Source organism: Paraclostridium sordellii, from assembly GCF_000953675.1.
GTDB lineage: Bacteria > Bacillota > Clostridia > Peptostreptococcales > Peptostreptococcaceae > Paraclostridium > Paraclostridium sordellii.
Window position 1 is genome coordinate 2645200 of record NZ_LN679998.1, and the last position, 25756, is coordinate 2670955.

General features: G+C 27.6%; 28 protein-coding genes. 3 read left to right on the top strand and 25 right to left on the bottom strand.

Annotation, left to right across the window (positions count from 1 at the left end; all coding sequences use genetic code 11):
- Positions 1 to 101: 101 nt before the first annotated feature.
- Positions 102 to 647, bottom strand: coding sequence for a CD3072 family TudS-related putative desulfidase (locus tag ATCC9714_RS12765; protein ID WP_021122748.1), 546 nt, complete (start codon positions 645 to 647; stop codon positions 102 to 104).
- 170 nt (positions 648 to 817) lie between these two features.
- Here ATCC9714_RS12765 and ATCC9714_RS12770 point away from each other — a divergent pair, with 170 nt between their 5' ends.
- Positions 818 to 1384, top strand: a complete 567-nt coding sequence (locus tag ATCC9714_RS12770; RefSeq protein WP_055330268.1) for a CD3073 family putative ECF transporter S component — start codon at positions 818 to 820, stop codon at positions 1382 to 1384.
- 41 nt (positions 1385 to 1425) lie between these two features.
- On the opposite strand, the gene ATCC9714_RS12775 is transcribed toward ATCC9714_RS12770, so the two are convergent.
- The 13 genes from ATCC9714_RS12775 to ATCC9714_RS12845 all read right to left on the bottom strand — a co-directional run bounded on the left by ATCC9714_RS12775 (position 1426) and on the right by ATCC9714_RS12845 (position 11683).
- Entirely contained in the window at positions 1426 to 1968 is a 543-nt protein-coding gene (locus ATCC9714_RS12775; protein ID WP_021127853.1) for a VanZ family protein, read from the bottom strand.
- Between the two features lie 144 nt (positions 1969 to 2112).
- Positions 2113 to 3240: an anti-sigma factor domain-containing protein gene (locus ATCC9714_RS12780; RefSeq protein ID WP_057545485.1), complete on the bottom strand. Its 1128-nt coding sequence runs from the start codon at positions 3238 to 3240 to the stop codon at positions 2113 to 2115.
- 9 nt (positions 3241 to 3249) lie between these two features.
- Entirely contained in the window at positions 3250 to 3906 is a 657-nt protein-coding gene (locus tag ATCC9714_RS12785; RefSeq protein WP_021122753.1) for a sigma-70 family RNA polymerase sigma factor, read from the bottom strand.
- 116 nt (positions 3907 to 4022) lie between these two features.
- On the bottom strand, positions 4023 to 4346 hold the full coding sequence (locus ATCC9714_RS12790) for a hypothetical protein (RefSeq protein ID WP_021122754.1): 324 nt from the start codon (positions 4344 to 4346) through the stop codon (positions 4023 to 4025).
- Between the two features lie 142 nt (positions 4347 to 4488).
- Positions 4489 to 5115 (bottom strand): MerB-like organometallic lyase SaoL, encoded by a 627-nt coding sequence (gene saoL, locus ATCC9714_RS12795; RefSeq protein ID WP_244465143.1) that lies wholly within the window; start codon positions 5113 to 5115, stop codon positions 4489 to 4491.
- Between the two features lie 15 nt (positions 5116 to 5130).
- The gene (gene saoA, locus ATCC9714_RS12800; RefSeq protein ID WP_021122758.1) at positions 5131 to 5880 is read right to left on the bottom strand and encodes an ABC transporter ATP-binding protein SaoA; all 750 of its coding nucleotides are present in this window, start codon (positions 5878 to 5880) and stop codon (positions 5131 to 5133) included.
- A complete protein-coding gene (gene saoP / locus ATCC9714_RS12810) occupies positions 5880 to 6683 on the bottom strand; it encodes an ABC transporter permease subunit SaoP (RefSeq protein ID WP_244465144.1) in 804 nt (267 codons plus the stop codon). Before saoP ends, saoA begins: the two co-directional genes overlap by 1 nt.
- Positions 6650 to 7444 carry an ABC transporter substrate-binding (seleno)protein SaoB gene (gene saoB / locus ATCC9714_RS12815; protein ID WP_244465145.1) on the bottom strand — a complete coding sequence of 265 codons (795 nt, stop codon included), beginning with the start codon at positions 7442 to 7444 and terminating at the stop codon, positions 6650 to 6652. Before saoB ends, saoP begins: the two co-directional genes overlap by 34 nt.
- The gene (gene saoX / locus ATCC9714_RS12825) at positions 7431 to 8543 is read right to left on the bottom strand and encodes an ABC transporter substrate-binding subunit SaoX (protein WP_057545481.1); all 1113 of its coding nucleotides are present in this window, start codon (positions 8541 to 8543) and stop codon (positions 7431 to 7433) included. Before saoX ends, saoB begins: the two co-directional genes overlap by 14 nt.
- A 33-nt stretch (positions 8544 to 8576) precedes the next feature.
- Positions 8577 to 9041 carry a Cys-Cys-COOH (seleno)protein SaoC gene (gene saoC, locus ATCC9714_RS12830; protein ID WP_057545480.1) on the bottom strand — a complete coding sequence of 155 codons (465 nt, stop codon included), beginning with the start codon at positions 9039 to 9041 and terminating at the stop codon, positions 8577 to 8579.
- Positions 9031 to 10110 carry an efflux transporter SaoE gene (gene saoE, locus ATCC9714_RS12835; RefSeq protein ID WP_055331104.1) on the bottom strand — a complete coding sequence of 360 codons (1080 nt, stop codon included), beginning with the start codon at positions 10108 to 10110 and terminating at the stop codon, positions 9031 to 9033. The genes saoC and saoE overlap by 11 nt, the downstream gene beginning before the upstream one ends.
- A gap of 11 nt (positions 10111 to 10121) precedes the next feature.
- A complete protein-coding gene (saoT, locus tag ATCC9714_RS12840) occupies positions 10122 to 10376 on the bottom strand; it encodes a thioredoxin-like (seleno)protein SaoT (RefSeq protein ID WP_242853419.1) in 255 nt (84 codons plus the stop codon).
- A gap of 335 nt (positions 10377 to 10711) precedes the next feature.
- The gene (locus ATCC9714_RS12845; RefSeq protein WP_057545479.1) at positions 10712 to 11683 is read right to left on the bottom strand and encodes an ion channel; all 972 of its coding nucleotides are present in this window, start codon (positions 11681 to 11683) and stop codon (positions 10712 to 10714) included.
- Between the two features lie 161 nt (positions 11684 to 11844).
- Here ATCC9714_RS12845 and ATCC9714_RS12850 point away from each other — a divergent pair, with 161 nt between their 5' ends.
- A complete protein-coding gene (locus ATCC9714_RS12850; protein WP_057545478.1) occupies positions 11845 to 12270 on the top strand; it encodes a hypothetical protein in 426 nt (141 codons plus the stop codon).
- 97 nt (positions 12271 to 12367) lie between these two features.
- Positions 12368 to 12673, top strand: coding sequence for a DUF1540 domain-containing protein (locus tag ATCC9714_RS12855; RefSeq protein WP_021122772.1), 306 nt, complete (start codon positions 12368 to 12370; stop codon positions 12671 to 12673).
- A 49-nt stretch (positions 12674 to 12722) separates the two neighbouring features.
- On the opposite strand, the gene buk is transcribed toward ATCC9714_RS12855, so the two are convergent.
- The 11 genes from buk to ATCC9714_RS12910 all read right to left on the bottom strand — a co-directional run bounded on the left by buk (position 12723) and on the right by ATCC9714_RS12910 (position 25682).
- Complete coding sequence (buk, locus tag ATCC9714_RS12860; RefSeq protein ID WP_155485735.1) at positions 12723 to 13814, bottom strand: butyrate kinase; 1092 nt, start codon at positions 13812 to 13814, stop codon at positions 12723 to 12725.
- Positions 13815 to 13817: 3 nt separating this feature from the next.
- Positions 13818 to 14396, bottom strand: a complete 579-nt coding sequence (locus ATCC9714_RS12865) for an indolepyruvate oxidoreductase subunit beta (RefSeq protein WP_057545477.1) — start codon at positions 14394 to 14396, stop codon at positions 13818 to 13820.
- Between the two features lies 1 nt (position 14397).
- Positions 14398 to 16179 carry an indolepyruvate ferredoxin oxidoreductase subunit alpha gene (iorA, locus tag ATCC9714_RS12870; RefSeq protein WP_057574337.1) on the bottom strand — a complete coding sequence of 594 codons (1782 nt, stop codon included), beginning with the start codon at positions 16177 to 16179 and terminating at the stop codon, positions 14398 to 14400.
- A gap of 30 nt (positions 16180 to 16209) precedes the next feature.
- Positions 16210 to 17457 carry an aminotransferase class I/II-fold pyridoxal phosphate-dependent enzyme gene (locus ATCC9714_RS12875; protein ID WP_054631485.1) on the bottom strand — a complete coding sequence of 416 codons (1248 nt, stop codon included), beginning with the start codon at positions 17455 to 17457 and terminating at the stop codon, positions 16210 to 16212.
- Between the two features lie 104 nt (positions 17458 to 17561).
- Positions 17562 to 18344, bottom strand: a complete 783-nt coding sequence (codY, locus tag ATCC9714_RS12880; protein ID WP_021127833.1) for a GTP-sensing pleiotropic transcriptional regulator CodY — start codon at positions 18342 to 18344, stop codon at positions 17562 to 17564.
- A gap of 149 nt (positions 18345 to 18493) precedes the next feature.
- Entirely contained in the window at positions 18494 to 20587 is a 2094-nt protein-coding gene (gene topA / locus ATCC9714_RS12885; RefSeq protein ID WP_057545475.1) for a type I DNA topoisomerase, read from the bottom strand.
- A gap of 27 nt (positions 20588 to 20614) precedes the next feature.
- Complete coding sequence (gene dprA / locus ATCC9714_RS12890; protein ID WP_057545474.1) at positions 20615 to 21703, bottom strand: DNA-processing protein DprA; 1089 nt, start codon at positions 21701 to 21703, stop codon at positions 20615 to 20617.
- A 20-nt stretch (positions 21704 to 21723) separates the two neighbouring features.
- Positions 21724 to 23247: a YifB family Mg chelatase-like AAA ATPase gene (locus ATCC9714_RS12895; protein WP_057574336.1), complete on the bottom strand. Its 1524-nt coding sequence runs from the start codon at positions 23245 to 23247 to the stop codon at positions 21724 to 21726.
- Positions 23248 to 23268: 21 nt separating this feature from the next.
- Entirely contained in the window at positions 23269 to 23613 is a 345-nt protein-coding gene (locus ATCC9714_RS12900) for a YraN family protein (RefSeq protein WP_054631481.1), read from the bottom strand.
- Between the two features lie 221 nt (positions 23614 to 23834).
- On the bottom strand, positions 23835 to 24857 hold the full coding sequence (locus ATCC9714_RS12905; protein WP_057545472.1) for an alpha-hydroxy-acid oxidizing protein: 1023 nt from the start codon (positions 24855 to 24857) through the stop codon (positions 23835 to 23837).
- A gap of 57 nt (positions 24858 to 24914) precedes the next feature.
- On the bottom strand, positions 24915 to 25682 hold the full coding sequence (locus ATCC9714_RS12910; RefSeq protein WP_021127827.1) for a ribonuclease HII: 768 nt from the start codon (positions 25680 to 25682) through the stop codon (positions 24915 to 24917).
- Between the last annotated feature and the right edge of the window lie 74 nt (positions 25683 to 25756).

The window sequence follows — 25756 nt, forward strand, 5'->3', positions numbered from 1 at the left end:
CTATGATTTCATAATCATAACCTCTATAAATTAGAATTAATTATAACTTTATATTCTGATTTTATATGAAAAATTCACAATTATATTTCTAGATTCTAAATCTATTTTAGTTTTTCAATCAATTCAGAAATGTCTTTAATGCTTTCATCTAGTCCTAATATTTCAACTTCTAATTCATTTTTTATTAGTAATTTTTCTAGTTCTTCTATAAATACTCCTTTCCCATCAATCATTTTAATATCATTTATCTTCTCATTTAAGTTTTCACATCCACTTATTTCTCCAAACCATTCATTAGAACTACAAGTTTTATTGTATCCACAACTTGGACTTCCATCTATAGCTATTATCCCTTTTATCTTATAATTGTTTTTAATATAATTTTCAAATTGTTTTATATATGGTTCTAACATTAATCTACATTGATTTCTATAAAATAAGTTATCAAATTGTTCTTTTGTATGTCCCCATCTTTTTATCCCATACATTATCATTTCAGGACAAGGTAGTTGAATAATGCCATATCCCTCTTCTATTAACTTACTTACTATATTATTAGTTCCTTCAAAAGTAGAAAGCCCTTCGACTTTTGAGTTACAATTTAATATACAATGACAAACTACTACTAATTTTCTATTTCTCTCCATATTAATCCCCTTTCCCTCATTAATGTATATATAGTATCATAATGATTATTTTTCTGTTATAGATATTTACTATTTTAAACAAGTTATATATATGTATTTTCTATTTTAATTATTTTGAATTTTGTATTAATATAAAACTTGAACTAATTTAAACAGGGGGATTAAAAATTATGAATACTAAAAAAATAACTTTTAGTGCAATGTGTATAGTAGTAAATATAGTATTTGGTATGTTTGTAACCATGTTAAATATACCTTTTCTATTCTTAGATACCGTTGGAACCGTTCTTGGAGCAGTTGTTTTAGGTCCATTTTGGGGAGCACTTATTGGGGGATGTACAAATTTAGTTTTAGGAATTATATCAGGACCTACTAATATACCTTTTGCTTTAGTTAATATAGTCCTTGGTCTTATTGTTGGTTTTGTTGCTTGTAAAAAAGGTTTTGGATATAGAGAAGCTATTCTTACAGGTTTATTATTATCTGTGGTTTGCCCTTTAATAGGAACACCTATTTCAGTTTTATTATTTGGAGGACTAAGTGGAAGTGGAGCAGACTTTTTAGTTGGATTTTTAGTTCAGTCTGGGCAAAAAATATTTACATCAGCATTTATTCCTAGAATACTTACTAATATAATAGATAAACCATTATCTTGTGTTATGGTAGTTTACTTTTTAAGTAAAATGCCTAGAGGTTTTATATATCAATTTAATAAATCACCATATAAAAATCATTAAAAATAAAAGTAATTAAAAAGGACCCTTAAAGGTCCTTTTCTTTATATATTTTCTTTGTATTCATCTTCTTTGTTTCTTCTAAATAAAAAATTAAAAAATCCCCTTATTCCTTTAAAAGTAACTACTATTATAAGTAATATTAAAACCCCTGTAAACGCTCCAGTGGAATCAATTAATACATCTTTCATATTTCCAGATCTACCTACTACAGATAATTGTCGCATCTCATCATAATATGCATATGAAATACTTGCTATCATTGCAACTACACTAGATATATATATCCTTTTACTAAGAACATATATAAATAAACTTATAGAAGCTCCTATACAAGCATATATACTAAAATGGGCTAGCTTTCTTACTATGTACCCCTTACTTCCATATTGTTTAAGTACATTAAATACTTTTTCTTTAATACTTATTAATCTATGATCTTTTAATGTAACTTCATTTCTTATCTGATCTATGATGCTAACTGCTGTATCTGATTGAACCGTAGATACATCACCTTTTTGGCTAGAAAAATAATACATAGTTCCCATAGTTAAAACTACTAAAATTAAACATAATAGTTTTTTCATTCTATCATCACCTTTCTTTATTAGACTAAGTATACACTATATATTAATATTGTAATAGTGAATTTTTTGTAATAAAAAATGGTACTTAATGTAATATTTCAATAAGTACCCATTTTTTTATCTACATAATATTTTATTTAATTACTATCTTTTGTGATTATGTTTTTCATGAACTTTATCTCCATAAGATTCATTATTATATGTATATGTATTTGTACCTAATACATCAATGAAATTCAAACTATTTTTATGAGCTTTACCATTATTACTTTTTTCTTTGTACTTATTTAAACTTTTATCTTTGGCATTTTCATTTGCATGCTCATTTGGTTGATTTTCATTATTATTTTGTTTTATTTTATTTAAATTATCACTATTATAAACTTTATCATTACTTATAATTTTTTCTTTTGACTTAACCGCTTCTGATTCATCGTTAATTTCTTTTTTATTATCAATATCTCTATTTATTTCTAATTTAGATTTTGTTTCCTTATTTGATTTTTCATTTACTTTTATTTCTTCTTTTTTATCTTCTTTATTTTCTTTTGCAGGTTTTTGTATATATACATTTTTATCTTCTTTTAATTCATCTACAATTTTATCTACATTCATTTTTCCTGCATCATACTTATAACTTATTTTCTTATCTGCTAAATACCTTCCTAAACTTATACCTTCTTTATTTGCTAGCTGTAAATCTTTTTTATTTGAGCTTAAATATATTGTATTAGTTCCTTTAAAGCTATTTTTTACGATATCTTTAACCTCTTTTTCATATGTAACATTCTTAGCATCTTCAATAATTGCAAATCCTACCAAAGCATAATCATTTTTTATTTTATAATTTTCTTTTTCAAGGTTATATTTAATATTTTCTAAACCTTCTCCTAGTTTCATTCCAATCGCATCATCTAAATTTATTTTTTCTGCATCTTTATTTAATCTTAAAACTTTTATTATTGTTTTGCTTTTATCTATATTCAATTGAATACTAGGGTTAATGTCTAGTGTAACTACGGCATAATTTTTTTTACTTAAATTAGGCAATACTATAATCATTAAAATTGATGCTATATACATAAAAGGAACTATAATGCTACTTATCCCTTTAATCTTTTTAGAATTTTTTAAAATATCATCTTCTAAGAAAATTATAGTATCTCCTTCTTTTAAAGATCCTCTCTTTTTTATTCTAACTAGCGAAGCATCATCAGTCATAACAATAATATATTCTTCTTTTATTTCCATTACTATAGCTTTATAGTACATTCCCCACACCTACTTTCTTACCCATAACTTCAAATTTCTTAGATTTTTATCAAGAACTATGACAACTGTTATAATAAACTTTTTACTTCCCTTAATTATCTTTTGGCTTATAACATATTTAATAGATATCTCCTTTATAGGTAACCGTCTTTTTGTGTACATAGATTCTTTTATTTTGTTATCATCATTTATTTTATTTGATAAATCAATAGCTCTATTCCTAGTATCTTTATGTTTTGGAGATTCTTCTACTAAATCATCTAGTTCAAATCCAAAGTCTTGTATAGTTGTTTTTAAAATATTCATTTCTTGGATTAATATATCTTGGTTTTCTATGGGATTATACAATTCTTGACTAAAATCAAAACCATCTTCTCTAAGCTTTTCTAAGGATTCTTTCAAGTTATTATTTTTCTCTTTTCTTAAATAGTTTAAAATTCTACTTTTTATAACTAACTTTGCATAAGGTAGGAAATGCCCTTTAGAGTAATCATATTTTTGTCTAGCTTCATTAAAAGCTAACAGTCCAATACTAATTTCTTCATCATTATCTAAACATATATATCTTCCTGTAATCTCATTTATTGTTTTTATTATAAATGGTATATGTTCTTTTATAAATTCATTGCTGTCAATATCTTTTAAGTTATCAGTCTTTAAATCCATAAAATACTATTAACTCCTTTTTATCTTTGTATGTCTATCTAGTTATTATATTTTAAATGAATTTCAGTTGATTTTCAATTACAATACATTTTATAAAATAAATAGTACCTTTAAATTCACATTTTATAACTATCTATATTTTTATACGTACTTTCATCAGTATAATTTAAATATAATTTATTAAATTTATCTTCCCATTCATCTCCATATTTGTAATCTAATATATCTTCCCAATTATTACCGTATTTTTCATTCATATGTTCGTACCAGTTTTTATTGAAATCCCCCTCTAAAACTCCCCTTAAATCTACTTCTATACTTATTACTAAATCATTATTTTTATTGTCAATAGCTATATCTTCGCTCTCATTTTCATAAATATGTGTTGACCCTAAAACTATAATTGTTACCACAGTTATAGTTATTAGTATACTTTTCATATTGTGTGCCTCCTAAATCTACTTCACTTCGTTCTAATTATTTCTCTCAATATAAAATACAAAGTAAATTTTAATTTTAGGTACCTTTTTTATAAAAAAATAAAAACTACTAAAAAGTTTTTAACTTTTTAGTAGTTTTTATTTAATCTACATAAAAAATATCATAAGAAGCTTCCATAGCTTCATCAATATTTAAGCAATATATGTCTTCATCATTTTCAAATCCGTTTTCTTTTATCCATTTATCAAATTCATTCTTCGTCCAGAAGAAATTCATGATATTTCAACAGCTTGCAGCCCAATTTGCATACTTATCTAAATTTAAGTGTAGTACTCTTAAATCAGGATTATTTATGCTGATTATCTTTCCATCTCTTATAGATATATTTATATCCTCTCCTGTAACATAACATTTAGAGTTTATATCTATATCTTGATGGAATGTGCATCTCCACCCAAGTGCATCTATTGCACACATTGCATTAAATGTTCTTTTATCAGCTAGTGTAACTTGATGCATAGTAGTATGTGCTGAAACTGGATATATATAGTTTATATATTCATCTTTATCTATAACCATTATGTTTTTATCTAAAAATAATTTTAATGTTTGTCTTATATTATTTTCATCTTGATTTAATCTTTCTTTTAATTCTTTTGTAACTTCATCCAAACTTACTGGTCTTTTTTCATCTATTATCATATTCATTATAGATAATCTTATTTGTTTTTGATTTTTATCTAAATTTCTATATTTATTGCTTTTCATCTTTTCTCCCTTATACTATACATAACACTCTGATAACTGCTTTGTTAATCTATTCTTATACTCTAAATAATCATCACTTTCTCTATTTCTAGGTCTATCTAAATCAATTTTTAAGTCTTCTATTATTCGTCCTTTATCTCTAGACATTACTACGACCCTATCACTCATATAAACCGCCTCATCTACATCATGAGTAACCATTATTGCAGTTATTTTATTTTTTATCCAAATACTTTCTAGTTCTTCTTGAAGATTTTGTCTCATCTGAAAATCAACAGCCCCTAAAGGTTCATCCATTAGTAAAACCTCTGGACTACAAGCTAACGCTCTTATTACTGCTACTCTTTGTTTCATTCCTCCTGATAACTGATGAGGATACATTTTTTCCCTACCTTTTAAATCAGATATCTCTAATAGCTCTTCTAATTTCTTTTCTCTTTCTTCTTTTGAAAGCTTTCTTTGTTTCATAGGAAATTCAACATTTGCTTTTACTGTTTTCCAAGGAAATAAAGCATAGTTTTGGAATACAAAAGCTCTATCTATTCCTGGTTTGTCTACAACTTTATCATTTAATAAAACTTGACCTTCTTCACAGCTTTGAAAACCTCCTATTATAGTTAATAGCGTTGTTTTCCCACATCCAGAAGGCCCAAGTAAGGATACAAATTCTCCTTCTTTTATATCTAAGTTAATATTTTCTAATACTTTATTTTCAACTTTATTATTTATAAAAGTTTTACTTACATGTTCTATTTTTAATTTCATTAATTATCAAACCTCCATTTACAAAGGCTTTTGTTTATAAATTTTAATATTCTATCTATTATAAATCCTATTAGTGCTGCAAATATCATAAGCCCAATTAAAAGTTCTGTATTCATCATTGTTTGAGCTTGTACCATAGAGTAACCAAGACCGGCACTCGTTGCTATAAACTCGGCTCAGATTACAGACATCCAACCAGTACTAATCGCAAGCCTTGCTCCTGTTAATATATCAGGAAGCGCTGCTGGTAGCATTACATTTGTAAATATAGTAAATGGAGATGCTCCCATACTTTTTGCTGCATTGTAGTAATCCTTTGATATAGACCTAACTCCTTGGATAGTGTTAAGTATAATTGGAAATACCCCAGCAAATGCGATTAAGAATATTGTTGGTCCATCACCTATACCAAACCATACTATTGTAAGAGGTACCCATGCCATTATAGGTACTTGTCTTGCTGAATCTACTAACGGTGAAAATAATTTTTCACAACTACTTGAAAATCCCATTATAAGTCCAAGTGGTAATCCAAATATAAGTGCATACATAAATCCTTTTAAAACCCTTTGAAGAGTTATAATTACATTTTTCACTATATCAGGATCTGTTATGCATGTAATAAATCCTTTAAATACATCCATTGGCATAGGTAGAAGTAGTGAGCTTCCTATTTTATCTGCACTAATTTGCCATATCCCAATTATAATTACAAGTGCTACTATCTTGTACAATATATCTAAAAGTTTTGAGTTAATTTTTTTCTTTTTTAATCTTGTATTTGCAGAAACTTTAACTTCCACTTTTTTAAATCCTCCAAATCTTTATCTGATATTTTTTCATCTGTATAATTTTTAAGTTCAGCTTTAAAAGTATTTTTATTTTTAAGTTCCTCAATACTTTTGTTATATAATTTTACAAATTGATTGTATAACTTACTTTTCTTAAAATTTTTATTAACAACTAAAACATAAGTATCATAATTACTATTTTCAGAAGTTGAAAACTTGCTTCCTTCTAAGCTTAAAGACTTTATAGTATCTACTACTATTCCATCTACTTTTTTACTTTCAAGAGCATAAGCTAATCCTCCACTTATAAAAGGTACTGGTTTTGCTTCTTTATAGTATTCTTTTATTAAATCTAGTTGATAATTTCTGTTTTGAGTATATCCTATATTTTTAGGTTTTTCATTTTTTAATAAAAACACATCTGAATTTTGAACTAAAGGATTAGCTATTTCAAAGTTTTTGTCATATTTAATAAATTTATCTGCAGCTTCTTTACAAATTATAGCCATGTCTACTTGGTCTGAACTCAGAGCCCATTGCATAGTGCTCGCTCAACAATCATTTATAGAATATGGTTCTATTAAATTTTCTACATCTAAATCTGAAAAATACTTTTGATTTATCATATAGTTTATTACAAAGCCAGAGGTATCATCTGATACCCCTACCCTTATATGTCCATCTATTTTCTCATCATTTGGATTGAAAAACCATATAAATAAACTTCCGATTAATATAGATAATCCAATTAATATTTTTTTACTTTTGTCCATCTATCTCCATTGCCTTTTCCCTCCATTGCTCATAACTCATCCCTTCTGGGAATACCGGATTTACTTTTTCTTTTATAAACTTGTCAAAATCATCTGCTCCACAAGATTTTAAAAGTTCATCATTTACAACTTTGTTGTAATCAGGAATTTCTTCAAAAGATTTATTGTCTTTATACATTTGTAAGTTGTTTTTATATTCATCTCCATCTATTTTCCAAGTAAGTGTTCTACCTTCACCTACAGTCTTTTTGTATATAGTCATTAAAGCAACTTCTTCATCTACATTGTAATTTTTAGCAAATATTTTAGCTGCTTTAACTGGATGAGTGTATATATACTCTATAGCCTTTGTATGTGCTAAAACCATTTTTTTAGCTAAGTCTGGATGTTCTTTTACAAAGTTTGTATTTAGTGAGAAAGAACAACAGTTATAATCTTTCCCAGTATTTTTTTCTTTAAATTGAGTTGTTGATATTATCTTTCCAACACCTTCTTTTTCAGCAAGTGATCCCCACGGGTCACAAGTACTAAATGCTTTTATTTGCCCTGTTTTTAAAGCTAAGTAAGCATCTTTACTTGAATCCATATTTACAACTTGATACTTAGATGCATCTACTGGAAGTCCTGTTTCTGGACCGTAATCAGTTGTCCATAATAAATCATTTTCTGGATCTGATGCTATTTTTTGTCCTATTAATTCTTTTGGATCCTTCACATCTTTTGCTACTACTAAATATTCTGAGCCCCCTGTATGGTTGTTTGCTGCTACTACTATTGGTGAGCCTTTAGGTATAGCTCCAACTAGCCCCTTTGTTCCAATATAACCTGCATCCATCTGGCCTGCTGCCATAGCTTCTGGCACCTTACCATTTCCAACAGCCTCTACATTTAATCCTATATCTTTATATATTCCAGCATCTACTGCTACTGGAGCTGCTGTCATGTGGTCACAGTTATAATAACCTAATTTTATAGTGTAATCTGAATCTGCTTTTTTAGATGTTTCCTTTTTTTCATCTTTACCACTACACCCAGTTAAAACTAATGTGCTTATTGCACCTAATGCAACTAATGATTTAACCTTTTTTGATATTTTCATACTTTCCTCCCAAATAATTATGATTGCAATTTTTTAGCAACATGAATTCATGCCTTCTCCAAATAAATCTATTAACTTATCTTTTTCTAATCGGTAAATTGCATATCCAACATTACCATTTTTAGAACCTGATAATATTAACTCCATTTGTCCTTTATTATCTATGTTCTTAAATTCTATTACTACATCTTCTTGCGGTGCAAGTATTGGCTTTGTCATATATACTTTATCCCCATCACTTATAATTCCGACCATTTCATTATATCTATTATTTTTTTTATAAACTACTAATAAGTCTTTTTCATTGTCATTATTTATGTCTTCTTCAGTATAAGTAATTATGTTTTCATACTTAGCATTTTTTTTAAAATAATCTAAGTATTTTTCATTCACTTTTGGTAAGTCTTTGATTTCTTTTTTCTTTTCAGCGCTGTAAACTCCTATTCCAACTAAAACTATAACAACACCTAAAATTATTAATAATTTTTTATGCTTCATTTCCAACAACCTTTCTAATGCTAGGTAATATTGCTTTTAAGAAAAATAAAAATATTATAAATGAGCATAAGTACTTCATACTATCTGGAATATTTAACATTATCGTGTTAGCTATATTTATAGATTCCTTTTTAGCTTCTAAATTTATACTGCTAGCTCTACCCATTAGTAACTGATTTGTTATATATCCAACTATAAGAGAACAAGTTGTAAGAGTTATAGAATATATTGCTACAGTTCTTTTTCCTATTACCTTATACATACTTATAAGCTCTGGTAAATTAGTAGCTGCTCCTGCTATTAAAAAGGTTATTGCAACACCTGGTGATGCTCCACTTGCAACTAAAGCTGCTATAAACGGTATATGTCCAACTGCACAAACATACATTATACATGCAAGTATAGCTATACTTCCTAGTGAAAGTACCCCTGGATTTCCTAAGTATTTTTGAATTATGCTACTTGGAAATACAGTTGTTATAAATCCTGCAACAAGCATACCAAGAACTACATATTTACTAATAGTAAGTGCTAATTCAGAAAAAGACCATTTTAATCCTTCTATTATCTTTTGAGTAATACTTAAACTTTCTTCTTCTAATTCTATAGCTATTTCTTCATCCTCATCTTGCTTTATGCAAAGTTCAGGTCCCCCTAGCTTATTTCCTAAAATTCCAACAATCATAGGTATTGTAAATCCAGAAATTACATATATAATTGTTACATCAGGTCCAAGTAGACCTAGACTTAAAATAACAGCTATTGGATTTATAATAGGTGTTGATGTCATAAAGGCAAGTACTGGTCCTAAGTAAGCTCCTGAAAAATACATACTTATCCCTATTGGTATAACTCCGCAACTACATATAGGTAATAACATTCCTGAAACTGTACTTTTTAAAAGTGAAGATATTTTGGTGTTTCCTAGAGATCTTTGAAATCTTTGTGGGCTTATTAGATTATGTAAAAGTCCTGCAATTATAAAGCTTATGATAAGCCATCCTGAAGCTCCATTTAATATACTTATGGATGAATATAATACATCCTTAAAAAATTCTAAAATATACATTCCTGTCTCCTTTAATTATTGATAACTTCTTCAATTGCTCTTTCTATGACATCTTTAGATAATCTATCATATTTTTTTCTTTGATTTATAATTAAAGTTCCTTTTGTTATAATTCCATACTTCTTTATATACGAAAAATCTTTTCCCGCTTGATATAACTTAACATCTAACTTATCTTTATACTTTTCCCCTAATTTTCTTACTAACATTCCATGCTCATCACATGTAGGTCATGTGTTTATAAATTCTACTAATACTTTTGACATAATTCACTCCTTAAATATTTTGACAATCTAAATAGTCAATAAACTTCTAAACCATTTAATTAATTATTATAAAATTTAGGTGCTATCATTTTACCTAAAATTACCTGTATATTTATTTTATAAAAAAATACTTTTATACTTTTCCCCGATGATTTTTAATATTTCGATTTTTTCTGATATCCTTCTCAATTATAACCACTATTTGCCAAAAAAGTACAATAGATTATATCTATGATAAACTTATCAATCATAGATATAATCTATATGAAATCTTTTTCATAAACTTTAATAAATCTATCTAATTTTTATATTTTAAAATAATCTATCAAACTTCTCTACCTATTTATTTTTCTAGCTAATGTAGCTGTCCATATTCCCACCATAGTTACCCCCAAAAACATTTCTATCCCCGATAATAAAATACTATATCCAATAGGAGTTATATCTCCATATCCAACAGTAGTAAATGTAACTATACTAAAATGAAATGCTCTAAAAAAGTCATTAATAGATAATCCTAAATATACATTTTCATTTACTAACTTAAGTCCAAATATCATATACATTATGGTAAATAAAAATATTATTTCTAGAGATGTAATAAGTGTGTATGTAGGTCGTTCACCATAACCACATATTAACCATAAACATATTGATTTTAGTTTCTCTAATCCTCTTAGTTTTTTTCTCTCAGAAATTTTATAAATATAAAAATACTCTCCATAGTGATTCAATAAATTATTTTGTTGAAATTTGTAAGCTATACTCTTATAAAAAGTAAAATTATCTTCTTCCTCTTCTGTTTTTAATTTATCAAAAAATGTATCTTCATCAAATTTTGTTAATAATCTATCGTCAAATTCAAAATCATAAATATTGCATTCAATTAAACTAGCACCTTTAAAATCACAATCTCTAATAATATTAGATTTTATATCACAGTTTATAAAATTAGATTTTTTCATCTCATTATTTTCAAATATAATCTTATTTAACTCACTATCTTTAATTATTAACTTTTTCATTTTACAATTAATAAACCTTACATTCTCCATTTTACAGTTTATAAAAATGCTATTTTCTAAATTACAATTGTTAAATTCTATACAATCAAAATTTATCCCATCAAATTTTCTTAATTTAAGATTTAAGCTTTTTACTATTTTTAAATCTTTTATCAAATTATATTTAATATGATGTTTTAAACTATTATTACTTATATGTATATAATCTTCATCATTATTGATTGTATTTTCTATATTATTTTTTTTATTTTTTCTTAGCTTATTAAATTCAATATTACTCATAAATATCTCCTTATGATTATAAAAATTTTTCAACTTATTAGTTAGTTCTTTTTTTAATCACTTTATCCTTTGATTTTATAAATGCTTGTATAAGTTTTTATCATATTTTTAAATTTCAAATAATATACTTATATAAATAAACGTTATTGGAGGATATATTTATGAATACTAAGATAAAAGTTTTAGAGGAAAACCTGCCGAAAAAGTCTTGTGCTTATTGTAAACATCTTTCTTTAGTTGGTCCAAGTGAAAATTTTACATATGATGTAAAGTGTGTCATTTTAAATGAATCACCTTTAGGTGAAAAACTTTGCGAACACTTTGAATCTGAAAGTAATCAAATAACATCTTCAGATTTAGATACTTTATATATTAATTTTTTAGAAAGTTTACATAAGATTGATTATTCAACTTACCTAGATACTATTCATTGGAAAATATTTAAAGAAAAAGCTTTTTGTCACTTTGACCACGAATGTTCAGTATGCGGTTCTAATAATAATTTAGATGTTTATCATATTAATGATAATTTTGGAAGAGAAACCTTCGATGATGTTGATGTGTTATGTATTAATTGTTTAAAATAAGTAAATTTAATATATCACTAATATTTTTTATAAATAAACAAATAATAAGTTCGTAGTCATATGACTACGAACTTATTATTTTAGGAGGTATTTAAACATGTCAAATCCAATAAGTTGTTCAGCAACAAGTTGTACTTATAACAATTCTGGTGGATGTTTTGCTTCAGGTATACAAGTAACAGGAACTAGAGCTACTACTACTTGTGAAACAAACTGTGATACTTATCAAGACAGAGATTCTAGTTCATTTACAAATAGTGTTCAAGAAAATGATTGTGCTAGAATAAACTCGATATTATGTGAGGCTAAAAACTGTAAATATAACGATAGCGGAGCTTGTAAAGCTGAAGCCGTTAAAATAAATATGGATGATGCATCTTGCGAAACATTTATATCTAGATAGTTTATAAATAAAAAAGATTGTATTGATTTATCAATACAATCTTTTTTATTTATATTAATTCTTCTGCTAGAGACTTTTCTTCATATTCTCTATAATTTTCTTGTCCCCTTAAAATTCTAAGGACTCCATAAGAAAGGGCCTCTAATTCATTTTCTCCTGGCAATACATTTACTGGTGCAATAAATTTAACTCTTTCTTCTAATTCTTTTGTTAAATTTTTAGAATAAGCTATACCACCAGTTAGTATTATTTCATCTACTTCTCCTTTTAAAACCGTTGATAGCTCTCCTATTCCTTTTCCTACTTGATATATAAGTGCATCGTATATTAATTTAGCCTTATTATCACCATTTTCAATCATATTTTCAACTTCTCTTATATCTACAGTATCTAAATGAGCTACTATACCGCCTTTTCCTCTAACTTTCTTTAGCATTTCTTTATAAGAATATTTTCCACTATAACACATATCAATAACCTGTTTAACCGGAATCCTTCCACTTCTCTCAGGAGAAAAAGGCCCTTCATCATCTGATACTACATCTACCATTTTCCCTTTTTTATGTGCTGATATAGTTATTCCTCCACCTAAATGAGCTACTATCAGATTTAAATCCTTATAATCTTTATTATTTTCCTTAGCGAATTTAATTGCCATAGCTCTTGAGTTTAGTGCATGACTTAAGCAAGTTCTTTCAACTTCGCAAAACCCTAGTACCCTAGCCACATCGTCTAATTCATCTACGGAAACACTATCGTATATATATGCGTTTAATCCTAATTCTTTTGCGATTTCATAAGATATAAGAGCTCCTAAATTAGATGCATGTTCTACTATTGGGTTATTTTTTAATCGCTCTATCATAATATCATTAACTAAGTATGCTCCTGATTTTACAGGTGGTAGTATTCCCCCTCTTCCTACGATTGCATCTAAGTTTTCTTTTTTGAAATCGTTTTCTTTGAAACTATTTAAAATCTGTTCTTTTCTCATTTCAAACTGGTCTGTTACATTTTTATAAGCTTCTAATTCCTTTGAACTATGATTTATTGCTTTTGAAAAAATCATTTGTTCATCTTCATATACTGCAATTTTAGTAGATGTTGAACCTGGATTTATTGCCAATATTTTATACACCATAAATTACTCCCCTTTTACTAAATTCATTCCTACCTTAAATGCCTCTATATTTATGTCAACAAACTCCTTTTTTACATTATTACTTATAATTTTATTCCAGTCAATATGTTCTAGATTCATAGATTTAACTAAACTTCCAAGAAGTATTATATTCATTGTTTTTGGATTTCCTAAATTTATAGCATGTTTTGATGCATCTATTAATTTTGCTCCAACTTTTCTTAACTCATCATTTATTTCCTCTTCTAAATATTTAGCTTTTCCTGTAATTATAGGCATAGATTTAATTTTATAATTGTTAGTAATAATTTTTCCATCTATTTTCAAATAATCCAGCCATCTTAAAGCTTCCATTTTTTCAAAAGAAACTAATATATCTGCTCCACCTTTTTCAATAACAGGTGAATATACTTTTTCTCCATATCTTACTTGAGATGATACAGATCCTCCTCTTTGACTCATTCCATGTATTTCACTCATCTTAACATCATATCCAGACTCCATAAGTCCTATAGTTAAAAGTTTACTTGCTAAAATAGTTCCTTGTCCTCCAACTCCAACTAATAATATACTCTTTGCCATATTATTTATCCCCCTTTATAGCATGTTTTGGGCATATTTGACCACAAACTTCACATCCTACACAAGTAGTTTTATCTATACAAGCCTTTTTAATTTCATTGTCAAAAGAAACTGATGGACAACCTGATTTTATACATAACTTGCAGCCTATACATAAGTCTTTATCTACATAGCATTTTTTAATAAATGCATCTTTAAACTCTTCTTTATCTTCTTTAGAGAATTTTTTAAGAACACATGGCCATCTTGTTATTATAACTGATGGTCCCTCTAACTCTAGTGCCCAATCTAGTACATTGTTTACTTCCTCTAAATTATTTGGATTTATAGTTTTTACATTTTCTATACCACAAGCCAAAACTAATTTTTCTAAGTCTAATTCCTTAACTGATTTTCCTTGTAGTGTATATCCTGTACCTGGATTTTGTTGGTGTCCTGTCATACCTGTTATTCTATTATCTAATATAATAGATATTGTATTACTTTGATTATAGGCTATATCTATTAATGAGTTTATTCCTGTATGGAAAAATGTTGAATCCCCTAATACTCCAACAACTCTCATTTTATTTTCATCATCCATATTAAATACTTGTTGAGCTCCATGTCCAACACTTAAACTTGCTCCCATACAAACTATAGAATCTAGAGCATTATATGGACTTGCAAATCCTAGTGAATAACAACCTATATCACCTGATATCATTATATTTTTTCTTTTACCTATTTCATAGAAAAATCCTCTGTGCGGACATCCTGAACATAATGTTGGTGGTCTTCCTACAACTAAATCTTTTTTATAATCTATAGTTTCTACTTTTTCATTTAATATTGCTTCTTTTATTACATCAGGAGTCATTTCACCTGTATATGGAAGTATGTCTTTTCCGATAACATCTATTCCCATAGCTTTAATTTGATCTTCTAAAAATTTATCATTTTCTTCTATTACATATATTTTCTTAACTTTATCTGAAAATTCTTTTATTTTTTTATCTGGTAGTGGATTTGTAAATCCAAGTTTTAAATATGATGCTTTATCTTTAAATACTTCTTTTGCATAGTTATAACAAACTCCACTTGCGATTATTCCTATTTCATCATTGTTGATTTCCATAAAGTTTAACTCTGTTAAATTAGAATAATCTCTTAATTTATTTAGTCTTTCTTCAACTTTTATTCTTAAATCCCTAGCGTGTGCTGGAACAGTAACTCTTTTTTCAACATTCTTTTCATATTTTTTAACTCCAACTTCATTTCTTTCATCACATTTTACTATTCCTTTAGAATGACATAATCTAGTTGTAACTCTATATAAAACAGGAGTATCATATTCTTCACTAACTCTATAAGCTTCTTTTATCATATCTTTTGCTTCTTGGCTTGTTGATGGCTCAAACAAAGCTATCTTAGAAAACTTTGCGTAGTTTCTATTGTCTTGCTCATTTTGTGATGAATGCATTCCTGGTTCATCTGCTGAAACTAAAACCATCCCTCCGTTTACTCCCGTATATGCAAAGGTAAATAGTGGATCTGCTGCTACATTTACACCAACATGTTTCATACATGAAAGAGTTCTAGCACCAGCTATAGATCCTCCTATACTAGCTTCTAATGCTACTTTTTCATTTGGAGCCCATTCAGCCAGTATATCATCTTTGTATGTAGCAACATTTTCTAATATTTCAGTACTTGGAGTTCCAGGATATGCAGATGCATATTTGACTCCTGCTTCATAAGCTCCACGAGCTATTGCTTCATTTCCAGTCATTAATACTTTCATTATTATCCCCCTATTTATTTCAAATTTATTTTATCGTTCATTAACAAATTCTATAGCTTCTTTTATTATTTTAGGTGCCTTTTTACATTTTTCTTTATTTACTGCACATACCGCAAACCTTACTCCCATTTTCAAAGGAATCATAAATAAATTACTTTCAATTGCTTTTTCACATACTTCTATAGGATTTTTACAAGGTATACTTATAAAAAATCCATCTCTATATGGAAGTATGTTTAAATTTATATTATTTGCTTCCTCTACAAAAGCTTTAGCCCTTTCTTTTAATAATTCTTTATAGCTGTCTCTTTCAAGTTCATAAGCTTTTAATTTTTTATCATTATTTACTATTGTTGATAAAAGTTCCATAGCTCCTCTATTGCAGTTTGACCAATTTGCTCTTGCTGAATGAGAACAAGAATAATAAAATTCATCAGCTATTTCCTTATTCGATGATATACATATACAAGCTCCACTTCTCATTCCATAAGCAGTGTAACCTTTTGACATGCTATACCCTACTATAACTAATATATTTTCCGGTAAATTAGAAAACTTCTCGAAAAATTCCCTAGTGTCATTTTCTTTACCACCTGAAAAGTCAATATATGCAATATCTATAAATAATATAATTTTCTTTTTATTTGATATTTCTTTACAAAGATTTAATATATCGTCCCATTCTTTATTAGAAATTGTATATCCAGTTGGATTATGTGCTGGTGTGTTAAATATAGTAAATATTCTTTCTTGTTCTTCAGATAAGTTTATGAATTGATTTTTAAATGATTTAAAGTTAAAATTACCATTTTCATCAAAAAAATCATAATTTACAATTTTCCTATTTATTTCTTCCGAAATTACTTTGTATGGACCCCAATACCAATCCGGAGTTAAAATACTTTCTTGTTCATTTGTATAATTAAAAACCGCCATTTTTATAGAACCTGTCCCTCCAGGAGATGCAACTACTTTAATATAACCCTCTGGCATATGATTTTTAAAGCAAGCTTTCTTTACAGATTCTATATAATTTTTCTGCCCAGCTATTTGAGCATATGGAGCAATTAATGTATTATCTAAACTCTTATACTCGTCATATACAGAGTTAAAAGCAACAAGTTTTCCATTGTCATCTACGAGTACACCTATCGTTGCATTTATTACATTTTCTTTATTATATAAATTTTCAGCTCTTTGAGCTCTTTCAGATAAACTAAATATTATATCTTCTTCTTTGGGCCAAATAGCATGTTTAGCCACCATTGACTTAATCATTTTATCCCCCCTAAAAGTTTGTATACTTATACATATTAAACTTTTTAGGATTTAATGATAAAAAAATAAGACATCCTATATAGGATGTCTTATTTTTTATGTTATTAGTTAGATTTTAACTTATCTAATTCTTCTATTAACTTGTCATTAAGTACTTTTATATGAGTACCTTTCATACCTAATGATCTTGATTCTATAACTCCAGCACTTTCAAATTTTCTAAGTGCATTTACTATTACAGATCTAGTTATACCTACTCTATCAGCTATTTTACTAGCAACTAGTAAGCCTTCTTTTCCATTTAATTCTTCAAATATATGCTCAACAGCTTCTAACTCAGAGTAAGATAATGTTCCGATTGCCATTTGAACTACAGCTTTCTTTCTCATTTCTCCCTCTAATTCTTCACCTATAGCTCTTAATATTTCAAGCCCTATAACTGTTGCACTGTATTCAGCTATTACTAAATCATCATCAGTGAATTTTTCATCATATCTTGAAAGTATTAAAGTTCCTAATCTTTGTCCACTTGATAATATTGGAACTACTGTTAAGTATTTATTCTTTCTATCTCCCTCGTATGGGAATAACTCAACCATTTCATCACCAGTTAAGTTTTCTTTAGTTTCATTTAACTTAAGTAAACTTTTTGTATATGGCTCAGGAAACATTTTCTTATGTGTTTCTTCATCTTCTATAACTGAGCTATCCTTTTCAACATTAAGATATACTCCTAATATTTTTCCCTTAGTACTTACTACATAAGCATTAGAGTCTAAAACTTCACCTAATGCCTCGGCTAATAAACTAAAAGATACGCTGCTACCACCACTAGTTTGTAGCGTTTTGTTTATTTTTCTTGTTTTTTCTAGCATTTGACTCGCCATCTATTAATCATCTCCTCATGAAGTTTGGCCACTTTTTAACCCTTAATACATTATATTGTTGTTAACGTTCTTGCTTTAGCAATTGTCATATTATCACAATTTCAAATGTTTTTCAATACTATTAATTCATTTAAAAACATTATTTGATATTATTCATTGCTTTTATCATTATTTTCTAAATTTTTTTCTTTTTTACAATCTTTATTCGAGCAAACAATTTTCGTTCCTGATTTACTTACTTTCTCTACTAAATAAGAATTACATTCACTACATAGTTCACCTGTTGGCTTGTTCCATGAAACAAAATCACATTCAGGATAATTAGAACAACCATAAAAAGCCTTGCCTTTTTTAGATTTTCTAAGAATTATATCTCCTTCATTGCATTTTGGACATTTGACTCCAATTTTATTTACAAGTGGCTTGGTTGTCTTACATTCAGGATAATTTTTACAAGCTATAAACTTACCAAATCTTCCATATTTTATAACCATATTAGATCCACAAGTTTCACAGATCTCATCAGTTTCTTCATCCATATTTATTTTTTCTATATTCTCAATAGCTTCCTCTATAGCTTCTTTTAATGGAGCATAAACATCTGCTACAACGTCTTTCCAATATATATTTCCTTCTTCAACTCCATCTAACATGTTTTCCATATCAGCGGTAAAATCAACATCTACAAACTTTTGGAAGTTATCTTCTAATATAGTTGTAACTATTTTCCCAAGTTCTGTTGGGCATAAACTTGCTCCATTTTTTTCAACATATTCTCTATTTAATATTGTTGCAATAGTTGGTGCATAAGTAGATGGTCTACCTATTCCTAACTCTTCTAAAGTTTTTACTAAGCTAGCTTCTGTATATCTTGCTGGTGGCTGTGTAAAATGTTGATTTGGATTTATACTATCAATTGAAAGTTTATCATCTTCTGATAATTGAGGAAGTATTTTATCTTCTCTATCTGTGAAGTTATAAACTTTAGTATATCCATCAAATTTTAATTTTGATCCAGTAGCTTTAAAAGTAACATTATCAACTTTACAAGTTAAATTTAAAGTATCGAACACTGAATCTTCCATTTGACTTGCAACAAATCTTCTCCAGATTAAATCATATAACTTATATTGGTCTTTACTTAAAGAAGCTTTTATATTATCTGGTGTTCTTTCTACAGATGTTGGTCTTATAGCTTCATGAGCATCTTGTACTTTTTTGGATTCAGCTTTTGCTTTTTTCTTTTCCTCAAATTTATAATACTTCTCACTATATTCTTCAAGAATAAATTCCTTAGCTTTTTCTCTAGCTTCATCTGAAATTCTCTTTGAATCTGTTCTTATGTATGAAATTAGACCGACAGTTCCTTCACCATCTATATCTATACCTTCATATAATTCCTGTGCAATCATCATTGTCTTTTTAGTAGTAAATCCAAGTTTATTTGCAGCCTCTTGTTGAAGCATACTTGTTGTAAATGGCTTTGGAGCTGATTTTCTTCTAGACTTTGATTCTATATTGCTTACAATTAAATCTTTATTTTTTATTTTTTCTAAAATATCATTAACTTGTTCTTCATTTTCAAGTTCTATTTTTTTGTCATTTTCACCATAGAATTTTAAAATTAATGGCTCTCCTTCATTTGTCTTTGCATCTAATTCTATAGTCCAGTACTCTTTAGGTACAAACTCTTCTATTTCTTTTTCTCTGTCACAAATTAATTTAGTTGTAACAGACTGAACTCTACCTGCGCTTAGTCCTTTTCTAACTTTTTGCCAAAGTATAGGACTTATTTGATAACCTAACAATCTATCTAAAACACGTCGTGCCTGTTGTGCATCTACTAAATCTATGTCAATATTTCTAGGATTTTTTATTGCTTTTTTTATAGCATCTTTAGTTATTTCATTGAATTCAATTCTACAATTTTCAGTATCTTCTAGTGCTAAAATATGCGCTAGATGCCAAGATATAGCTTCTCCTTCTCTATCGGGGTCGGTTGCTAAGAAGACCTTTTTTGATTTCTTTGCTTCTTTTTTTAGTTCCTTTATTACATCCCCTTTACCTCTTATATTTATATATTGAGGTTCGAAATTATTTTCTATATCTACTCCTAATTTACTTTTAGGTAAATCTCTTATATGTCCTACTGATGCTTTTACTGTATAATGACTTTTTCCTAAAAATTTTTCTATGGTCTTAGCTTTTGCAGGCGACTCAACGATGACTAAGCTTTTTGCCATATAACCACACCCCCACAATTTTTCATTCTATTTTACACTATATATCTTATTTCGCATTTCTACAACCATTCCTTCTATTTCAAGAATATTTAAAATGCAATTTATATCTTGTATATTCATATTAGTATAATCACAAATCTTATCTATATGCAAGCTTCCTTTTATTTTTATTATGTCAAAAATACTTTTTTGAATACCTCCTAATGGCTTATTTTCATCATTACTAGATATTTTATTAAAATTATTTAAATTATATTCACTTAATATATCTTCTATATTATCAACTAGCTTTGCACCTTCTTTTATTATTTTATGACATCCCTTACTCATATCCGAGTTAATGTTTCCTGGCATAGCAAAAACGTTTTTACCTTGGTCAAGTGCATGCTCTACAGTTATTAAAGCTCCACTTTTATTTGCAGCTTCTACAACTATAACTCCATCACTTATACCACTTATGATTCTATTTCTAGCAGGATAGTTTCCAGCTGATACCTTATGTTCTACACCATATTCTGATATAAGTAAACCATCTTCACTTAAAATTTTTTCCGCTAATTTTAAATTACTTTTAGGCAGTGGATTTTCCACACCTGAGCCCAATACTGCAATAGTTTTAGACGTACCTTTTAAGCAACCTTTATGAGAATATTCGTCTATTCCCATAGCTAATCCACTAACTATATTTATACCATAATTAGAAAGTTTTTCACTTATATTTTGTGCACACCATATTCCATAAGAGGTCGGCTTTCTTGTTCCAACCATAGCTAATGATAAATTTTTTAACTGATTTATGTTACCTTTATAAAAAAGTATACTTGGTGAGTTATATATATGCTTTAACTTATCTGGATATAATTTATCAACTTTACTTATATACCCTACATCATACTTATATAATTTATTTTTAATTTCATCTATATAAGAATGACTTTTATATTTTACTATATTCTCTTTAATATTTAAATTTAAATTTTTTAATTTTAAAATATCTTTATCATCATAGTCAATTAAATCTTCAATATTTTCAATATTGTCTTCTATTTTTTCTATAGTTTTATTTCCTATACCTCCTATGGATAGTAACCATAAATAAATATCTTTTTTATCCATCTTTCACCTCCAATTTTAATTTACTCTGCCATAAAATAATTGTAGTAAGCTTTTCTAAATGAAAAAGCTTCTAATATATGTTTTTGCTTTATAGTTTCACTATTATTTAAATCTGCTATAGTCCTAGCTGTTTTTATTAATTTTGTATAACTTCTATTTCCTAAATTATATTTATTAAATATAACTTTTATAGTTTCTTTTGCATCATTACTTAAAATACAGTATGTATTTAACTTAGAAGATTTTATTTCACTGTTATAATCGATATTTTCATTTTTAAATCTATTTTTTTGAATTTTTCTGGCATTTTCAACTCTTAACTTTATATCCCTTGATTTTTCTTCTACTTTTTCACTATTAAATTCATCATATGGTATTGAATTTACCTCTATAAACATATCAAACCTATCAAGTAATGGTCCTGATAATTTATTTAAATATCTATTTACATCATTAACTCTACATTTACACACTTTATCTGACATATAAAATCCACAAGGACATGGATTCATAGCTCCAATAAACATAGTATTGCACGGATATTTTAAATTCATTTTAATTCTGGAAACATTAATATATTTATCCTCTATAGGTTGTCTTAATGTTTCTAAAATCCTTCTATCAAACTCAGCAATTTCATCTAAGAATAATATTCCTTTATGAGCAAGAACTACTTCGCCTGGTCTAGCATCTATACCACCACCAATTAAAGCTTGTTTTGTTGCTGTATGATGTGGTGATCTAAATGGTCTATTTGTTACTATTGATTTGTCTTTTGTAAGCCCTGATGAGCTATATATTTTGCTTATTTCAAGAACTTCTTCTTCATTAATATCTGGTAATATAGTCCGTATTCTTTTTGCTATCATAGTTTTTCCTGAACCGGGAGGCCCTATCATTAAAAAATTATGATTACCTGCTGCAGCAATTTCTGCTCCTCTTTTGACAAAGTAATTTCCTTTTATATCACAAAAGTCTTCTTCATAAATTTCTTTTTCATAAATCTTACATGGTTTGCTTTTTACTATATTAATTTTCTTATTTAAAAAATCTATACACTCCGATAAGTTATCAATTGGTATTATATCTATCTCATTTATAAATAAGGCTTCATTTTCATTTTCTTTCGGTAAAAAAATTCGTTTAATTCCTTTGTTTTTTGCATTTATAACTAAAGATAAGACCCCTTTAACCTTCCTAAGCTTCCCATCTAGTGAAAGTTCGCCTATAAACATACTTTCATCTAAAAATTCATCTTCTTGGTCTATAAGATTTCTTAAAATTCCTATTGCAATTGGCAAATCAAAGTATGAACCCTCTTTTTTCATATCTGCAGGAGATAAATTAACAACTATCCTTGAATTTGGAAACTTAAATCCACTGTTTAAAATTGCTGATTTTACCCTTTCCCTTGATTCTTTTATTGCTACTCCAGCTAGTCCAACAACGCTAAAACAAGGAATTCCATTTGATATATCAACTTCGACCTTAACAATAATTCCGTCAATTCCTATAAGAGTACTTGATTTTATAATACTTAACATATTTATACCTCTTCTATTTTTTTAAAAAGCACTTTCAATGTGATTAACTTTTCGATCTTTTAAATATATTTCTATTACATCAAATCTTACTTGTACATTTTCTAAATTATTAACTGCCATATAATATTTTGCAACATTTGTTATTTTTGATCTTTTTTTATAATTAACAGCTTCTGCTGGATATCCAAACTTATTGCTATTTCTAGATTTCACTTCAATAAATAAAATTAAATCTTCTATTTTTGCTATTATGTCTATTTCTCCAAGCTTAATTTTGTAGTTATTTTTTATAATATATATCCCCTTATTCTTTAAGTACTCTGTTGCAATTTTTTCACCTAATCTACCTTTTTCAATATTATTCATATATATTTCCTCATTTTTAATTTTTCTACATTATTGTCATTACTTATATGTAGTATACAAATTTTTTAAATAATTGATTTTTAAGTATTAAGTTGAATGCACACTAAAAATATATTAGTATCTATATATAAATCTAGCATTAAGAAAAAAATTAATTTTAATAAGTTTTTTATATAAATGAAACAATAAAAAAATGGACTATTGAAATAGCCCATTTTTATTTAGTCTCTTTTAAATATTACTTTATCATTTATAGATTTAATATCTTTACATCCTGTTAGTATCATTGTAGATTCAAGTTCATTTATTAGCTTTTTAACATACATATCTACACCTTCACTAAGTCCCCCAAATGAAGCTGTAACAAATGGTCTACCTATTAGTACTCCATCTGCTCCAAGCCCTAACATTTTAACTACATCAACACCTGTTCTAACCCCTCCATCTGCAAGAACTATTAGTTTACCTTTAACAGTTTTTGCAATGTCTTCTAATACATCACAAACCCCAGGAGTATAATCTAGAACTCTTCCTCCATGATTTGATACTACTATAGCGTCAACTCCAGCTTCTACAGCCATTAAAGCATCTTCTTTAGTCATTATACCTTTTAATATGAAAGGCAACTTTGTAGATGCTTTTAAATCTTTTATAGCTTCAACAGATTTAGGTTCTACTGTTTTTCCGTGCATAGATAATGTAACTAATCCACAGGCATCTATATCTACACCTATTGCAAAGGCACCTGCTTCTTCTGCTAATTTTATTTTTCTTTTTATATCTGAATTTTCCCAAGGTTTTATAAATACAATTCCATTACCATCAAATTCTTTAAGCACTCTTAAATTTTCTATTAAAAATTCATCAACTGCCGTATCTCCAACCATAGGATATATATCATTTTTTAAACATCCATCAACAACACTAGTTATGTATTCTCTTTCTGTTAATTTCCCACCCATATTTAAAGTTGTTCCTGTTAGTGGAGCTGCAAATATAGGAGCTTTCATTTTTCTTCCGAATAATTCTATAGTAGTATCTGGATTTTTCACATTATGTATAACTCTCATATTTAACTTTACTCTATCTAAACTCTTAAAGTTATCTATAAATGCACTTCCACTTCCTTTACCACCCATTCCAGGAACTTCTCCAGCACATACAACTCCATTACAGACCTTACATACTCTGCAACTTCCATTTAAATTCTCTCTTGCATTTTTTAACATTTCTTTATATTCCACTTAAAACTCTCCCTTCATACTGTTTTAACAGTATAATTATACCACTTCAGATAAATTTTACAGTATGTTCTTTAAAAAACTTCTTCTATGTATCGATGTTATTCCATGTTCTCTTATTGCTTTATAATGTTGGTCTGTGCCATACCCTTTATGAGACGCAAATCCATATTCTGGATACATTTTATCATATTCATACATTATGCTATCCCTTGTAACTTTAGCTAATATACTAGCTGCTGCAATAGATATAGACTTTGAATCTCCTTTGATGATAGATTTTTGTTCTATATCTACATCTGGAATATGAGCTGCATCTACTAATAAATAATCTGGTTTTTGTTTCAAGCAATTTACAGCCTTTTTCATAGCCATATAAGTTGCATTTAATATGTTATATTCATCTATCTCATCTTTTTGCACTATACCTATGCCATAATCTAGAGCCTCTTCTTTTATTATTTCAAACAACTCATCTCTTTTTGCTTCACTTAACTTTTTAGAATCATTTATTCCTTCTATTTTAGTTCCTGGTTTAAATACTACAACAGCCGCTACAACTGGTCCTGCTAAAGGTCCCCTTCCGGCTTCATCTATTCCACCTATGTATGTAAATCCTTTTTCATAGCCTTCATTTTCAAATATATTTATCATTTCTAGTCTTTCATTTTCAGCTCTCATTTTATCTAACTTTTTAGCTAATTTTACAGCTATGTTTTTTACTGACTTTCTTTCATCATCTTTTAATATATCTATATACTTTAAATATTCGTCTGTACTAATATTTTCTATAATTGAATTTATTTCTTTTACACTTTTTTCTTTCATTCATAATTCTCCTTTATTTTTTCTATTATTATATTTTATCAAAAAATTAAAGTGCTTAATATAAATTTAAGCAC